Here is a 16,170-nt window from a genome sequence, read left to right as displayed (position 1 = left end):
TGATTACAGCCAAACTCTATTTACACATCATAAGTTATCCTGATGAGCCGATTTGATTTTTGAATCATTGGGATTATACGCATACAAGGAAAAATTTATTTGTTTATAAAGTAGCTCAAATTGAGAATTGAAAAGACTTCTTAATTCAGCAGACACATCAGGCTCATAAACCAAAAGCAAATTCACTTTATGTGCTTGCATAAACTCTTTTAATAGTTTGAGCTTAGATTGATCATCCTCTTTCTTAATTAATGCAAGTTGCTCCGCTTCTTTTTGCCATTCCAAAATTTGTAAACCACGTCCACTATAACTTAAGAAATTGAGATCTTTTCTAAGATGAGCTATCGGTTGAAAACTGGAGTATCGGATTGCAAGCATTATATCTTCAATTAAGCCATTACTATCACTATCTAGAGAAAAGGCCATGATTTTGGAACCTGTAGGTAGTGATTTAATGTAATTCAGCATCTTTTTATTTGAACTATTATTCACCAGATTTTCAGTCTGCTTATGTTGCACTTGATTTACTAAGAAAGTAGTAAATGTAGTTGGGAAATCAATAAACCATCGATAAACAAATATGAGAATAAGGAACCAAAAAGCGGGACGATATTTGCTAAGAATTTTAATATTGATGCTGGCAAAAAATCTTACGCCCCCTATTAGTAATAATGGAATTAGATATCTGCTATTACGTACTAAGTCAATTTCTGCAGGATATCTTCCGTACATTCTCGCAATGCTTTGATCCAACCAAGCAATTCCCACAGAAGAAATTAACAAACCTACAATAAAAAAAATAAAAAATTTACGCTCATAATAAGGTTTTTTCGAGAAGGTTGGGACTATGAGCAATCCAATTAACCCTATGAGCCAAAACCAAGACCACTTCCCTTGGAACAACAATGAATATAATGAATTGAGAATACTTAATACATTGTAGTATTGAGGTCCCGCTGCTTCAGTCATATAATGCGCTGCAATTGCAGAACTGCTGTTATTATGAATATTCTCTGAAGAAGGAAACCCACTAAAGAAACTAATAATAAATGGGGCGGCAACAACTAAGAACATCACACCTGCAGCAAAAATTACTGATAATTGTTTTAGCCAACTACGCTCTGTAGGCTTACACATGAATAAAGCAGTTAGACATGCAAACGAGACAGAGGGAGCACTGACTGGATGAACATAAACACTCAGGCCACATAATCCCATCACTACAAATGGGAGCCAGATTTTGTTATTTTTTTTGAGTGATAGAAATAAAATAAAAGGGAATAAAACACCGTAATAGCTTCGAGTTAGGGGTACATCAAGTTGTCCCCATAGCTCTCCCGGAAAAACAAATACTGGACTTAGCGAGAGTATGGCTAGTAAAAAAGCCCACCCCTTATTAGAAAATAAATATAACCCAAGCAAGTAAAAACCGATTAACTGCACAAATATAATCGGCCAAATAAGAAGCAAATAAGCCTGGCCAATATCATGCGTAAAATAGGTTATAAATTGGGTTAATGGAACAGAAATTGTCCAATAAAATTTAAAATTTTGTGCATCAGAAAATAAAGGATCCTGTACAAACCGCTCTGGATTCATGTTACTAGCAACAATTGAGGAGACGTTTCCGGCGTCTCCATTTGTTAAAATAATTGGTGCCGGTCCCCAAGTATTCATTAGCCATAGAGATGCGAAAATAAAGAATAAAGTAAACACAAGCCAATGGCTATTTAGGCGATTAAAAAACTGGGAAGTAAACATATTAAGTCCCACTATTTAGGTACAAATATATACATGGAATTTAAACCATATACAAACTTTTCACGTTTCTTTAAGCTATAACCCGCTTTGGTGAACAAATCCATGATCTCTGATTCATCCATACCCATTTCTTCATGTTCGTCCACGTCACGATGCTTGTCCTCACTATACCACCATAGAGCATGCCCAATTTTGCCTATAACTTTTCCTATCATGGTCACAATAACTTTGCCATTAGGCCGTAATAATCTGCGGATCTCCAGAAGCGATTCAAATCGCTCTGGGATATGATTTAAACAGGCGATATAACTAACCGTGTCAAAGCTATTATCTTCGAATGGAAGATGTGCTGAGTTTTGAATAATTGTACAGTCACTATTCCAATCAACCACATCAACACCAATACTTTGATATGCGTCTTCTGGAGAGCTATTTAATAAACTTGCATAATTTCGATATAAATGAATAAGTAGGTTATCTCCAGCACCGATATCCAAAACTCGACCTTGTAATTCAGGTAACACTTTTCTAAAACGTTCGCCGCGTAACGAAGTCAAATGTAATTTTTCTGAAACTCCATCGGGTAAAAGAATCATTCTTAATGGTGCACCAATAAGATCGTAGACTGATTGTAAAAAAGTTTTTTGATTTTTATAAACCCAATCAGGCGGTAAGGCTAGTGAGTTGAATGATTTAATTGCATTATCCATTTGTTTGTATATCCGATTTTATAGGCCTAAAAGGCATATTAGTTATTGAAGAAAGTTGAATCAATCTGAGCTGGCTGATTTGATCCGCTAACAAACCTACAGCCATTAACAAGACCCCCCCTAAGATTGATATTGCGCCTGCAACTGGGAAACCTACTCCAAGTTGTAACGCTTTATATAAGCTATAGAGCACCCCCAGGGAAAAAATGATTACTCCAGATCGTAAGAAAATTTTAAGAGGAGCAAATAATGTGGTTATTCTTATAACAAGAGCCATTGTATTAAATCCATCGCGCAATTTAACTTTGCTCGTACCAATTCGCGAATTGACCTTAACCGGATAAAAAGCCATTGGATATTCTCTTTCCAAGAAGATCATAAGGCTAGTTAAACTCGCACTGTATCCATCAGGCAAAACAAAAAGATAACGGCAAATAACTTCTCTTCTAAAGACACGTAAACCACAATTTAAATCGTGACCAGCGTTGACTTTCATCGTTCTGACTATCATTCGAATGAGAAATTTACCCAGTGTTCTTATACGACTGGAGGTACCAGAGGGTCTTTGGCCAATAACTGCGAGTAAGTCCTCAGAGTGAATTTTATTAGCCATGCCGATTAAGTCCTCTATTCGATGCTCTCCATCCGCATCAAACCAGGCAACATATTCTGTATCTGCCAAAGCCATGCCTGTTTTAAGCGCTCCACCATAACCAATATTATAGGAGTGTGTCACCACTCGAACATTCGGGGCTTGGAGCGCTTGGTGTAATGTAGCGTCAGTACTATGATCATCTACCACAATAATATTTACATGAGGAAGATTCGCTCGTAAGCTCTCAAGTGTCGCTTTGATCCCCCCTTCCTCATTGTATGCTGGGATAATTATGGTCAAAAGTTTTTCCCATTCATATCCATTGTTCGACTTGATATCGGTCATTCTTTATCCTGAAAGCTTTTAAAAAACTGCATCAAACGTAATAAAAAATCGAATTGGCTATCCTTTGAAAGTAACCATAACACCCAGAGTCACTAAAATAGTGCCTGCAATTTTATATATATTTAATGATTCACCTAAAATGAACGAGCTAAAAATTAATACAAAAATAAAAGATAAGCTCAAAAATGGATACGCATAACTAATTTCAAATTTAGTCATTGCTGCCATCCAAGAGATTATTGCTAATGTGGATGCGAAGACAACACTTACAATCCATGGATTAAGAAACTGTAAAAAAACAAACATGATCTTGGATAAAAATCCCGGTGGTAAAGCACCTGCTGACTTCATTTGCCATCGAATAACCAACTGCGCATAAACTGTACACAAAATCGTCAATACTATATAAGAATAATTCACAAACGTTGCTTGAAGAATCATTTTCTTACCCACTCAGCTAAAAAATAGGGGAAGAAAAAATTCCCTGGCAAGAGATTATAAATCTTTTCAGAAAAGAATAATGGCTTAGAAATAAATTTTTTAAACGATAGTGGCAAATTTAAAATTAAACTATTCAGAATTAGAAAATATGCAGGACCACCCATATATTTTAAAAATTTAACCTCAAAGTCTGCTCCAAAACTTTGGTGCAACAGATCATGTCTTAGTGCTTCCTCAGAGTCAGCATCAAAATATTTACTTTTTTTGTACCATAGTTTCCGTACTGACTCTAACATAAAACTACTGCTTGCCTCGCACATTAATAAACTACCACCTGGTTTTAGCATTTGCGAAATATTCAAAAAAGTATTCTCTAAAGAGGCAATGCAATGATGAATACCACCAACCACTATGGCATAGTCATATTGTTGATTCAGTGTCGCAGGGACAGTAAGGTCCAATTCATACGCCTCACTTCCTACAATTTGTCGATAGGCTGCGCACGCCTTCGCAGAGATATCATAACCATGAATAATAATCCCTGGAAATTTATTTTTTAGATAAAGTGAATTATAACCACTTCCACAAGCCAAATCCGCGACTCGCTTGTTATTCAAATCAATGCTATTCAATAAGGGCTTATAGATAAATTGCTCCCTGAACGCAATAGACGTTGCATCATAATAATGCTGTTCATATAAATCGTGTATCTTTTCGTAATGCTCTTTTTGTGCCAAAGAACTTGCACTTTTCTCCAAACCATTCTCCTAAAAATTCGACCTAAATGATTAATTTTTGAGCTTTTTTCATTTAGTCGAATAATCCTAGTATATAAATTTAAAAATGATATGGGTCGTAAATTTATCATAAAGTAGCCCTAAGATATAGTATAAAGATCCGTGTTGCAAAAACGAAAAATAATTAAATTGACATAGTCCAATAGGTAATCACATTCTATATCTTAAGTTACAACTACGACCAAACGCCTACTAACACAATAATTAAACATACTAATTGCACCCGCTACTGCAAAAAGAATAGGAATAAAAAAGCTAAAGTTGATTCCAGTAAATTCAATAATCAATACAATTGCCGTAAGTGGCATTTTTTGAGCAGCAGCAAGAAAAGCTGTTCCCCCAATAACAGCAAAAGCAGATATCGAGATTCCCGGCCATACATAACTCCAAAGGGTACCGAGAACAACAGCCAATAAAGCGCCGTTTGCAAGAGAAGGGGTTAATAATCCGCCCGAAGCACCGGCTTGAACGCTGCTGCATACAATTAACACCCTCAGTATGAATAAGACTGCTGCAATACTTAAGCCTAATATATTTCCATCAAATCCCAACTGTGCTGCCGAACGACCATTTCCCAATATTGCTGGAAAATAAATAGATAATAAGCCAATGATGAGAAAATTGAACAGGCAAAATACGATAATCCTCCAGTCACGAGGTGCTCTATGTTGTGCTCTGTTGGTAATTTCTTTAAACCAATAGGCGGCAAAACCAAAAATAGGTCCTGCGATAATCGCCCAAATCACTACTGAAGAATCCAAAATTAACATAGGTATATGGTACATGGATTGATTTCCAAGCCCCATCCAAGAGATAACCACAGCAATAGCAGAAGTAGTAATAGCTGGGATTACCGCAAACCATCGAAAACTTCCAAGTAATACTTCTAGAGTAAATAACGCGCCACCAAAAGGAACATTATAGACCGCTGCTAATCCTGCCCCAGCAGCACTAGCCACTAATATCTGACTTTCTTTAGGATGTAATTTCAGTTTATTCGTAAGCCAACACGCAAAGGTTGCACCAAATTCTCTAGGAGCAACTTCACGACCCATTGGCGACCCTAAAGCAACAGTAATAATTTGCAGAAATACATGCGCTAAAGTCGTCTTGACTGGCATATATGGCCTTGGAGATTTAATTGCATTGGCAATACTGACTAAGGGCCTACCATAACGAAAGACCGCCCACCAGCCAAATCCAGCAATAAAACCACAGAGCAGAAGTGCGACGACTCTTCTGGGTGCCGTTGAATCACTAACAACATATAAAAAACTTTTATTTCCAAGAATAGGAAATACAGTGTGCTCGTAAGCAAGGTGTTGAATAAAATGCAATAATATAGCTAAAAACATCCCACCAAAACCAGAAACAATCCCAATAACAATCGTGGCCAAAAAAAGAAGATGCCATCGGGATGTTAAATGTTTGGTCATGAACTACTCCTTAATTCATAATTTCCATAAACATGAATCCTTTATTCCTGACTCAAGTGTGTTCGTCTATCCTGCATGGTTTCCACACTATTAATCACCGTTTGTCGGCAAATCTCTTGCATCACAGGAATCTCTTTCAAAGGTGTCCCTTTATAAATGGTATAAGCAATCAGAAAACTATCGCGCCATATTTTCTCATTTCGTTTTTCTTTAGCTTTCATCCATAAAGCAATCCACAAAAAGTGAAATTGCCATCTATCACGATGTACTTCCATTTCTTCAGAAAATACTGCATCTATGGCATCTTCCATACGACACACTCTAATTCCATCAACAAAACTGCTGTTGTGATTGACAATCTTATCAACTAAAGGATTTTCCAAGTACCAGGATTCAGTAAACGATTTACTTTTAAGCCATGATTTTGAGCGGCGTAGGGATTCAGAAATCACTTCCGGGGTAAATGGCGTGATTTGGACACTCATTTGTTCAAAGAGATAATCTAAATCCAGTGTCACTGGTCGTAAACGAATTCCCAACAATTCTTGAATCTCTAAAAATTGAACATTAGGAATCTCGTCCTTTTCTATTGAGACTGCTAAGAAATGCTCCACCATCATGGTGAAATAAGATAAATCGACGTCACGAAGAGTTACATTCTCATCAAAAGCCTTATTGTAATAATCTTTTACATCTTTTGCGGATAGAGTAGGCGTTATCCATGCATCTTTAATTCCTAAATCATACTTTAATAACAAACCGCACAGCCTATTCTTTCTACGTTTACGTACATGCAGAAAAATGCCTTGTGAGCCCGTACCATCCACTTCAGTAGCTCTAATAGTCACTTGAGCCATTTCGGGTTCGGGCGCAAATACAACCCCTTTTTTGCGTTGTGTTTTTATCCAGGAATTAAAAAGTGCATGATAACGCTCTGGATACCAATACTTAATTGTCTGCAACCGTGAAAGCGATATAGAAGATAGGGTAACAAAATTTATAATTTGACCCAATGTGTTAATTGCAATGTCGCGAACTTCAGCCTTAGGATGCAATAAAATGAGTAAGGCAATATCGGCCCCCTCTTCAATATTATACAAATCAACCATAAGATCGATAAAAAAATCCGCTGGCATAGCATAACTCTGCGCGAAAAAATTTTCCGCAATTTCAAAAACATTAAGATCGGATAACTCATGAATCAAATCACGGATAGCTTCTAAATGTGATATGGGTTCGCCTTCAGGAAGCGTTTCTTCCTCATCACTAGCAAGATCAAAATAGGCGTTTTTTAACTCTTCAGTTAATTCAACATGCGATTCATAAAAGGAATTTAATACAGGAAGCCAAAAACTTAGTGTATGTTTGCGCGAATTGATCATTTCGGCTAAGTGAGTCATCAATTGAATTAATGCTTTTGCAGTAATTTTATTATTTGATTCCGCTGCACCCTGCAATTGTGCAACACAAATATCTAAAGCAAAAACACATGCAGAATAAACTGAAAGACCTTCATCCAGCTTTTCTTCCAAGTTATTGATGATATCAATTAATTTAAAAGCAAGTTCGGGTTCTTGAAAAAATAAAGTATATAACTGAGGATCCGGTTCCGCATTTTGTTCAATGAGGGTAGCCATTTCCGTGAGTAGGTGGTGCAGATCTGACGAATTATGAGTCATATTTTTTTAGGCACCTGTCTTGATCTACCTTCTTCATCTATGGCAACAAAAACAAAAATGCCTTCAGTGACTTGATAGGCCCCATCCTGAGTTGCAGGATGTGCCCATACTTCAACACTAAATGTCATGGACGTGTTGCCTTGTTTTACCAAAGTGACATAACAGCTCACAAGATCACCCACATGAACTGGTTTTAAAAAGTTCATTGAATGAATAGCCACCGTAGCCACACGTCCTAATGCCAATCTTTTCGCCAATATTCCTGCGGCCAAATCCATTTGTGACACAATCCATCCACCAAATATATCGCCATTAGCGTTAGTACTTGCTGGCATTGCCAAAGTTTGGATAGTTAGCTCCCCCTTTGGGATATTGGTCATGATTCACCATTGTATTTTTTATGTTAGGTGTAGCCTGGGTGCAGCGCAGCGAAACCCAGGATTCCCGGTATGAATAAAACGTCTCATCCCGGGTTTCGCTGCGCTGCACCCAGGCTACCACCAGCTTTTTAATTACGTTTTAATTTCGCTAATGCATCTGCCATTGCTGTATTGAATACAGTCTTTTTAACCGGCTCAACTTTTTTAGCCTCAGGTTTTTTCTTATATTCTGCTTTTTTAACTTGCGGTTGCTTTTTCACTTCAGATGTTTTTGCAACTTTTTTAACAGGCTGGCTCGCAGGTGCATCCTCCAGTTTCATACTTAAGCCAATGCGTTTTCTTTCTTTATCTACTTCAATAACCTTGACCGTCACGATATCGCCGGCCTTCACTACGGTACGTGGATCAGAAATAAATTTATTCGTCATCGCTGAAATATGCACCAAGCCATCCTGATGAACTCCAATATCCACAAAAGCACCGAAGTTAGTTACATTACTGACGACTCCTTCAAGGATCATCCCTTCGTGTAAATGTTCGATGTCTTCAACGCCTTCCTTGAATTGTGCGGTTTTAAATTCCGGTCTGGGGTCACGGCCAGGCTTTTCCAATTCACGCAACACATCTCTTATTGTAGGCAAACCAAATTGCTCATCAACAAATTGTTCTGCATTCACACTGTGTAATACGTCTTTATTGCCTATCAGTTTTTTAATATCAATTTTTTTATCTGCAATAATTTTTTCTACTAAAGGATAAGCTTCTGGATGAACACAAGAGGCATCCAAAGGATTATCTCCGTGCATGATGCGTAAAAAGCCTGCTGCTTGTTGAAATGCTTTTTCACCCATACGACTTATATTTTTTAATTCCATCCGGTTTTTAAATGCCCCATGTTCATCACGATAAAGCACTATATTTTTGGCAAGAGACTCATTAAGACCAGAGACATGGGATAATAAAGCAGCCGAAGCAGTATTTACATCAACACCAACGGCATTCACACAATCTTCTACCACACCATCCAGACAACGTGCCAAACGAGTTTGATTGACATCATGTTGGTATTGGCCTACTCCAATCGATTTGGCTTCGATTTTGACTAATTCAGCAAGAGGATCTTGGAGTCGACGTGCAATAGAAACAGCCCCTCTCAAAGTAACATCTAAATCAGGGAATTCCTGAGAAGCAATTTCCGAAGCGGAGTAAACCGATGCACCTGCTTCACTCACAATCACTTTAGTTAATTTTAAGTCTGGGTACATTTTTACTAAATCACTTACCAAACGTTCTGTTTCACGAGAGCCTGTTCCATTACCAATACTGATTAAGTTAACCTGATATTTTGCTGCTAATTTAGCCAAATCAGTTATTGCTTGATGCCACTCATTCTGTGGCGCAAATGGAAAAATAACGGTGTAATCCAATAACTTGCCGGTTGCATCAACGACAACCACTTTAACACCTGTTCTGATTCCAGGATCAAGACCAATGGTGATTTGTGGACCAGCTGGCGCAGCCAGTAACAAGTCACGTAAATTTCTAGAAAATACTTTTATTGCTTCTTCATCTGCCATTTCTCGTAGGCGAGTGAGTAATTCCAACTCTAACTTAGTAAATAATTTTATCTTCCAAGTCAGGCGTACTGTTTCAAGCAACCAACTATCAGCTTTTCTTTGTTGGTCAGCAATATTGAAATGCTCAGCTAATTTATTTTCACCATACGTGGCGTCGTGTTCGGGTAAAGTGAGACTCACTTGTAAAACACTTTCTCGACGGCCGCGGAATAAAGCTAAAGCACGATGCGAAGGGATCTTTTTAATCGCTTCAGCATAATCAAAGTAATCTGAAAACTTGTTTACAGTTTCTTTTTTCTTGGAACTGCCTATTGATTTGACGATACTATGCTGCCACAAGTATTCGCGCAGCTCGTTAATTAAATCAGCATCTTCAGCAAAATGCTCCATTAATATGTGTCGTGCACCTTCTAATGCTGCTTTTGCATCATCAACACCTGCTTCAGGATTGATAAATTGAATGGCTAGTTCTTCAGGATCCTGATCAGGATTTTTCCAAAGTGTCTGAGCTAATGGATCTAAGCCTGCTTCTATGGCAATTTGTGCTTTAGTCCGACGCTTGGGTCTAAAGGGCAGATATAAATCTTCAAGACGTGTTTTAGTGTCTGCAGCCAAAATGCTCTTTTCAAGCTCGGGAGTTAGTTTCTCTTGCTCTCGGATGGACTGCAACACTACAGCGCGACGCTCATCTAATTCACGCAAATACAGTACACGTTCATCAATAAAGCGAAGTTGCACATCATCTAGTCCTTCGGTGGCTTCCTTGCGATAACGAGCAATGAAAGGAACTGTTGCCCCCTCATTGAGCAGACGAATGGCTGCTTCTACCTGCGCTGGTTTCACTTTAATTTCTTGCGCAATAATCGCAGCTAATCTCAACATCTCTTGAGTCATTTACATCCCCGTAAAACATAAATATAGAACAATCTGATTACCTCCCCCTAAACCTTACTGACCGTTCCGGGTGAGTCGTTTAAAAAACCGCCACATTATTACTCAACCGTCACTGATTTGGCAAGATTACGTGGTTGATCAACATCAGTACCTTTAGCAACAGCAACATGATAAGCCAATAACTGCAAAGGAATCGTATAAACGATTGGAGCAACCCATAAACCACAGTAAGGTACTTTAATTAAGCGAGCTCCATTTGCTTGCCAGTTTTGACTGTTATCAACAAAAACAAACAATTGACCACCGCGAGCACTCACTTCATGTAAATTGGATTTTAATTTATCCAAAAGTTCATCATTAGGAGCAACAGCAACCACAGGCATGTTTTCATCAACTAAAGCCAAGGGGCCATGTTTTAATTCTCCGGAAGGATAAGCTTCCGCGTGAATATAAGAAATTTCCTTTAATTTTAAAGCACCTTCAAGAGCGACTGGGTACTGAACTCCACGGCCTAAAAATAAAGCATGTGCTTTATTAACAAATAAGGAGGCAAGCTCTTCGATTTCCTCATTCATCTTTAATGCTCGCTCACAACATGCAGGCAGCTCTTGCAATTGTTTTAAGACTTCATTAGCCCGATTATCATGAGATAGCGATGCGGCTAACATCAAAAATGCAGCTAATTGAGTGGTAAATGCTTTAGTAGACGCCACACCAATCTCAACTCCAGCACGAGTTAGGAACACACAATCTGCTTCCCTGACTAAAGTACTTGTTGCAACATTACAAATAGCCAAAGTAGCCAAATAATCCATACTTTTTGCTTTTTGCAAGGCAGCGAGTGTATCTGCCGTTTCTCCTGATTGGGAAACAGTAATAAATAAAGTATCTTGAGGTACGACAACATCGCGATAACGATATTCACTAGCGATTTCAACTTGAGTGGGCAATCCAGCTAGAGACTCCAACCAATATTTGGCAATCATCCCGGCATGATAACTGGTACCACAGGCAACAATATGGATTTGTTTTACCATTGGAAATATATGAGAGGCTCGTTCACCAAAACTGGCTTTAAGTACTTCGATACTATTGACTCGACCCTCCAAAGTATCAGTCAGTACCTTAGATTGCTCAAAGATCTCTTTGAGCATAAAATGTCGATAAGGTCCTTTGCTTACCGTTTCAGCATCACTTGTTAAAGGATGAAGAGGGCGCTCAACAACTGATTTCGATGAATCATAGATTACTATGCTTTTTGAAGTAACAAAGGCACTGTCACCTTCTTCTAAATAGATCACTGATTGTGCAAAAGACTTTAATGCCAGCCCATCAGAAGCGATAAAATTCTCACCAATACCCAAACCGACAACCAAGGGACTGCCTTTACGAACAGCAACGAGCTCCATTGGTCTTTGTTGATGAATAACACCTAAAGCAAACGCACCTTCCATTTCTGCAGCAGCGGTTTGTACTGCTTCGAGTAAATTTTCACTCTGTTGATAATAGTAATGAATTAAATGTGCAGCTACCTCTGTATCGGTTTCAGAAGTGAACTGATAGCCTTTCATCATTAACTCATGGCGCAATTTTTCATGATTTTCAATAATACCATTGTGTACTAAAGCAATTTGTCCGTGGGATAAATGAGGATGTGCATTTTGCTCAGAAGGTTTACCATGTGTCGCCCATCTTGTGTGCGCAATCCCGGTATTACCAGCAATAGCAGTTTCTTGCATCGCATTAGCTAAATTTTGTACCTTACCCTGAATTCGTACGCGTTTTAAATGTTCTTGATTATCGATTACCGCAATCCCGGCAGAATCATAACCTCTATATTCCAAACGACGTAATCCTTCCAGTAAAATTTTACTGATATCCCTTTCAGATACAGCGCCAATAATCCCACACATAAACCTGCTCCTCGTTTCAACAACCGCGTATGAACGATATATCAATAAAAAAAGGGCAATTATGCCATAAACATTTGTAAATCACTAACATGATTCATTACGATCTAGAAAGGACGATAATGTAAATTATCCTCTAAAATCAAACATTGAATACGGCCGTTATAGACGTTTCAAAAAGAAAGCCTGGGTTACCCACCCAGGCTACACTAGAAAAACCCTAGCGACTCACAATAAATTTATTCCATAGGATTTTGACAGGTTACGTCATATCCGTGATATTTCATAGCCTTACACACTTCAAAAGCAAGTAGCCCATGGGCACGGGTGCTTGGATGAATTTCATCCCAGAATAAATAACTATCAGGAGTATTGCATACATGATAGTTTGTATCCCCAGCCGCAAAACTCGCATCCCTGTACTGAAGTACTTGTGCATAACGTAATACATAGTTATTCGCAAAAGGTGAGTTGCGGAATGAATCATACATAGGAAGCTTCACATCAATACATGCTTCAGTCGTATTAGTAAATCCATAAGTTTCTGGGTTTTTTAAAGCGCGTGATAAATAATCGCCCATATCGATGTAAAGAAAATTAGAGTCAGGATAGATCTTTGCCCATTCTTTCATACGATTTTGAAGACGCTCATTATGCATATCAATTGCATTATTCAAAACTTCTCTATCAGTGGTTTGCACCAGGCGAGGAGTGTCTCCTATGCGAGGCAGTCCCATAATCACAAAACGACGTGCACCGGCTTGCATTAATTTCATCACAGCAGAACCAGCACCTGATAGAACGTTATCAACATAGGTACTCATCACTTCTGTGTTGTAATTATCTTCAAAGAACAAGACATTAATGTAATCATTACTGCCTGTGAAAATAAAAAATACGGTTTCATCACTTAATTTTGGATGTTCCAGCAAATACGCTTGTACCGTTAAGCCAAGGCTGGGTGGAACCAATTTACCTACAATCAGATTTTTGATTGTTCCTAATGGATGGCGAATTAAATTCCATACGGTCAGTTGATAATCATAAGTTGCTGCCCAGCTTCCGCCAAAAGCACGGTTCAAATAAACTTCTTCGTCTTCAGAAGAAATGGAAAGCATTTTTGCTAAATATTCATTCCATACCAGACCATTAGAGAAACGTGCATTCCAGTATGGTTTTCCTGGTAACACAGGCACCAATTTAATTTTACTGACTAAATTGGCAATGTAGGGTGCCAATTGATTATCAAAGAAATCGGTAACTACCGCGATTCCTGAATCCAAAACCATTTGTGGTACATAATATTCTTCAGCAAACTCAACCATCTTATTGAGTACAAATGCTTTAAAAGGCGCTACTAAAAAAGCAGGATTTTCTTCCTGACGTAAACTTTTAAGTAAATGGGTAGTATTCCCTGTATCGGATAAACTGTCGCCAAAAACAACCATAGTTTTTACGGGAATGGCGGCAAAACTCATGACCGGGACAAAGAAACAAAGGATAAAGAACCAACGCAACTTCCGAATGTAATGTGCCATATTATCTCCTTATAAAGCCAGCAGAAAGAAAAACACAGATAGCTTTGGTATCTACCCAAGAAACTTCAAAATGCTATTTTAATCAGTCATCCCAAACTTAGCATTTCAAAGTTTCTCGGGTATATAACAGTATGATCGCTGGTTAGTTTTTGTCAACGCATTTAGTTAACTTTTGCTTCACATTTAAACGAAACATAGGGTGCATTTAATTCAAGCCTATTGATTAAATTCTGTGTAAATGGTAATTTTTGTCGATTATTTTTGGTTATTTTTCAGGTAGTATGATGAACGAAATAGTGATTGCTTCATTTTATAAATTTGTTTCCTTAGAAGATTTTGAAACAATGCGTGAGCCTTTGCTTGCTCAAATGCATGAAATCAAAATCAAGGGAACGATTATACTGGCCTCTGAAGGAATCAATGGAAGTTTTGCCGGCACGCGTGAACAAATGGATCTATTTTATCAATTCATCCGTCAAGATGAGCGTTTGGCTGATTTAAGATTTAAAGAAACTTTTGATAAAGAAAATCCCTTTGAAAAATCTAAGGTCAAACTTCGCAAAGAAATCGTAACTATGGGCATTAATAATGTTGACCCGCTGAAAACTGTGGGTACTTATCTGAGTCCTGAAGAGTGGAACGAATTAATTCAAGATCCTGATGTGGTGTTAATTGATACCCGTAATGATTATGAATTTGAATTGGGTACATTCAAAAATGCCATCAACCCCACTACAGAGAATTTTCGTGATTTTCCCCAATATGTGCGTGAACAGTTGAGCGATAAAAAAGATAAAAAAATTGCTATGTTTTGCACGGGTGGGATACGCTGCGAAAAATCCACTGCTTATTTAAAAGACTTGGGTTTTGAAAATGTCTATCATTTGCATGATGGCATTCTCAACTATATTGAAAAAATGCCCAAAGAAAAATCGCTCTGGGAAGGACAATGTTTTGTTTTTGATAATCGCGTCGCAGTTGATGATCAATTAAATCGAGTCTATCCTCAATTACCACTGGATTACAAACACGATCGCGTCAAAGAATAAATATGACTAACAAAAAACAATCCGATTCAACCATAGTGATGAATCGCAAAGCAGGCTTCAACTATTTTATTGAAGATCAATACGAAGCGGGCCTCGTACTTGAGGGCTGGGAAGTCAAAAGCTTGCGCGCAGGAAAAATAAATTTATCTGATGCGCATATTATTATCAAAAACAGCGAAGCCTTTTTACTGGGTGCGCAGATTCAACCGCTTATCACTGCCTCGACTCATTCTATCCCTGACCCGATACGTACGCGTAAGCTGCTGTTAAATAAAAAAGAATTGAATCACCTCATCGGAAGTGTTGAACGTCAAGGCTATACTATAGTTCCACTTTCTTTATATTGGAAAAAAAATAACATAAAAATAAAAATTGCTCTGGCCAAAGGTAAAAAGGAGCATGATAAACGAGACTCCATTAAAGATCGTGAATGGCAAAGAGATCGTTCGCGCATAATGAAAAAAACAGGGAGAGATTAATGAATATAGGTGACTCCATACCCGATTTTGCTTTCGCGGCAACGAGTGGACTCAATGCGCGCCTGCATGATTATCGAGGACAATATGTCGTCCTTTATTTTTATCCTAAGGATGCAACACCAGGTTGTACTACAGAAGGACAGGATTTTCGTGATGCATATCCTCAGTTCCAAAAATTAAATACCCAGATATTTGGAATTTCTCGCGACAGTTTGAAATCACATGAGAATTTTAAAGCCAAACAAAACTTTCCTTTCGAACTTATTAGTGATCAAGACGAACACATATGCCAATTGTTTGATGTGATTAAAATGAAATCCATGTATGGGAAACAAGTGCGCGGAATCGAACGCAGCACATTCATCATTGACCCTCAGGGAAAATTAAGCAAAGAATGGCGAAAAGTAAGTGTCAAAGGTCATGTCGATGAAATACTCAGTACATTAAAATAAAATTCTTGACTGAGTCTCATCCCCTAAGCAGAATGAAGGAAGCAATCAAATAATTGTAGCCTGGGTGAAGGCGTAGCCGTAACCCGGGAAATTTTCTCACCACTTACCCCGGGTTACGGCTACGCCC

The 16,170-nt window shown here is 38.2% G+C and carries 14 protein-coding genes; 3 read left to right on the top strand and 11 right to left on the bottom strand.

The annotated features are described in order from the left end of the window. Positions 1-27: 27 nt before the first annotated feature. The 11 genes from Lstg_RS11165 to plaC form a co-directional block, all read right to left on the bottom strand. Entirely contained in the window at positions 28-1,761 is a 1,734-nt protein-coding gene (locus tag Lstg_RS11165) for a hypothetical protein (protein ID WP_133129195.1), read from the bottom strand. Positions 1,762-1,772: 11 nt separating this feature from the next. Then, complete coding sequence (locus tag Lstg_RS11155; protein WP_058477760.1) at positions 1,773-2,471, bottom strand: class I SAM-dependent methyltransferase; 699 nt, start codon at positions 2,469-2,471, stop codon at positions 1,773-1,775. Beyond that, a complete protein-coding gene (locus tag Lstg_RS11150; protein WP_058477759.1) occupies positions 2,464-3,411 on the bottom strand; it encodes a glycosyltransferase family 2 protein in 948 nt (315 codons plus the stop codon). Before Lstg_RS11150 ends, Lstg_RS11155 begins: the two co-directional genes overlap by 8 nt. Before the next feature lie 57 nt (positions 3,412-3,468). Next, positions 3,469-3,852 (bottom strand): EamA family transporter, encoded by a 384-nt coding sequence (locus tag Lstg_RS11145; RefSeq protein ID WP_202972787.1) that lies wholly within the window; start codon positions 3,850-3,852, stop codon positions 3,469-3,471. Continuing rightward, the gene (locus Lstg_RS11140) at positions 3,849-4,610 is read right to left on the bottom strand and encodes a class I SAM-dependent methyltransferase (RefSeq protein WP_058477758.1); all 762 of its coding nucleotides are present in this window, start codon (positions 4,608-4,610) and stop codon (positions 3,849-3,851) included. Before Lstg_RS11140 ends, Lstg_RS11145 begins: the two co-directional genes overlap by 4 nt. Before the next feature lie 203 nt (positions 4,611-4,813). Beyond that, complete coding sequence (locus tag Lstg_RS11135) at positions 4,814-6,085, bottom strand: chloride channel protein (RefSeq protein ID WP_058477757.1); 1,272 nt, start codon at positions 6,083-6,085, stop codon at positions 4,814-4,816. A gap of 41 nt (positions 6,086-6,126) precedes the next feature. After that, entirely contained in the window at positions 6,127-7,764 is a 1,638-nt protein-coding gene (locus Lstg_RS11130) for a hypothetical protein (RefSeq protein WP_058477756.1), read from the bottom strand. Beyond that, positions 7,761-8,144 carry an acyl-CoA thioesterase gene (locus tag Lstg_RS11125; protein ID WP_058477755.1) on the bottom strand — a complete coding sequence of 128 codons (384 nt, stop codon included), beginning with the start codon at positions 8,142-8,144 and terminating at the stop codon, positions 7,761-7,763. The genes Lstg_RS11130 and Lstg_RS11125 overlap by 4 nt, the downstream gene beginning before the upstream one ends. 128 nt (positions 8,145-8,272) lie before the next feature. Continuing rightward, complete coding sequence (locus tag Lstg_RS11120; RefSeq protein WP_058477754.1) at positions 8,273-10,615, bottom strand: Tex family protein; 2,343 nt, start codon at positions 10,613-10,615, stop codon at positions 8,273-8,275. 98 nt (positions 10,616-10,713) lie between these two features. Next, positions 10,714-12,528 carry a glutamine--fructose-6-phosphate transaminase (isomerizing) gene (gene glmS, locus Lstg_RS11115; RefSeq protein WP_058477753.1) on the bottom strand — a complete coding sequence of 605 codons (1,815 nt, stop codon included), beginning with the start codon at positions 12,526-12,528 and terminating at the stop codon, positions 10,714-10,716. Positions 12,529-12,764: 236 nt separating this feature from the next. Then, on the bottom strand, positions 12,765-14,063 hold the full coding sequence (plaC, locus tag Lstg_RS11110; protein ID WP_058477752.1) for a lysophospholipase/glycerophospholipid:cholesterol acyltransferase PlaC: 1,299 nt from the start codon (positions 14,061-14,063) through the stop codon (positions 12,765-12,767). Between the two features lie 284 nt (positions 14,064-14,347). On the opposite strand from plaC, the gene trhO reads away from it, so the two are divergent. The 3 genes from trhO to Lstg_RS11095 are packed head-to-tail and all read left to right on the top strand — an operon-like array spanning position 14,348 to position 16,043. Further along, complete coding sequence (gene trhO / locus Lstg_RS11105) at positions 14,348-15,112, top strand: oxygen-dependent tRNA uridine(34) hydroxylase TrhO (protein WP_058477751.1); 765 nt, start codon at positions 14,348-14,350, stop codon at positions 15,110-15,112. A gap of 2 nt (positions 15,113-15,114) precedes the next feature. After that, positions 15,115-15,591, top strand: a complete 477-nt coding sequence (smpB, locus tag Lstg_RS11100) for an SsrA-binding protein SmpB (protein ID WP_058477750.1) — start codon at positions 15,115-15,117, stop codon at positions 15,589-15,591. Beyond that, positions 15,591-16,043 carry a peroxiredoxin gene (locus tag Lstg_RS11095; protein WP_058477749.1) on the top strand — a complete coding sequence of 151 codons (453 nt, stop codon included), beginning with the start codon at positions 15,591-15,593 and terminating at the stop codon, positions 16,041-16,043. The genes smpB and Lstg_RS11095 overlap by 1 nt, the downstream gene beginning before the upstream one ends. Positions 16,044-16,170 lie beyond the last annotated feature (127 nt).

Origin of the sequence: Legionella steigerwaltii (assembly GCF_001468065.1) — a bacterium.
Lineage (GTDB): Bacteria > Pseudomonadota > Gammaproteobacteria > Legionellales > Legionellaceae > Legionella > Legionella steigerwaltii.
This window is presented reverse-complemented; position numbering and strand designations above follow the sequence as displayed.

Coding starts and splice junctions, on each gene's coding strand:
- Lstg_RS11165 (WP_133129195.1), bottom strand. CDS start 1,761: ATGTTTACTTCCCAGTTTTTTAATCGCCTAAATAGCCATTGGCTTGTG.
- Lstg_RS11155 (WP_058477760.1), bottom strand. CDS start 2,471: ATGGATAATGCAATTAAATCATTCAACTCACTAGCCTTACCGCCTGAT.
- Lstg_RS11150 (WP_058477759.1), bottom strand. CDS start 3,411: ATGACCGATATCAAGTCGAACAATGGATATGAATGGGAAAAACTTTTG.
- Lstg_RS11145 (WP_202972787.1), bottom strand. CDS start 3,852: ATGATTCTTCAAGCAACGTTTGTGAATTATTCTTATATAGTATTGACG.
- Lstg_RS11135 (WP_058477757.1), bottom strand. CDS start 6,085: ATGACCAAACATTTAACATCCCGATGGCATCTTCTTTTTTTGGCCACG.
- Lstg_RS11130 (WP_058477756.1), bottom strand. CDS start 7,764: ATGACTCATAATTCGTCAGATCTGCACCACCTACTCACGGAAATGGCT.
- Lstg_RS11125 (WP_058477755.1), bottom strand. CDS start 8,144: ATGACCAATATCCCAAAGGGGGAGCTAACTATCCAAACTTTGGCAATG.
- Lstg_RS11120 (WP_058477754.1), bottom strand. CDS start 10,615: ATGACTCAAGAGATGTTGAGATTAGCTGCGATTATTGCGCAAGAAATT.
- glmS (WP_058477753.1), bottom strand. CDS start 12,528: ATGTGTGGGATTATTGGCGCTGTATCTGAAAGGGATATCAGTAAAATT.
- plaC (WP_058477752.1), bottom strand. CDS start 14,063: ATGGCACATTACATTCGGAAGTTGCGTTGGTTCTTTATCCTTTGTTTC.
- trhO (WP_058477751.1), top strand. CDS start 14,348: ATGAACGAAATAGTGATTGCTTCATTTTATAAATTTGTTTCCTTAGAA.
- smpB (WP_058477750.1), top strand. CDS start 15,115: ATGACTAACAAAAAACAATCCGATTCAACCATAGTGATGAATCGCAAA.
- Lstg_RS11095 (WP_058477749.1), top strand. CDS start 15,591: ATGAATATAGGTGACTCCATACCCGATTTTGCTTTCGCGGCAACGAGT.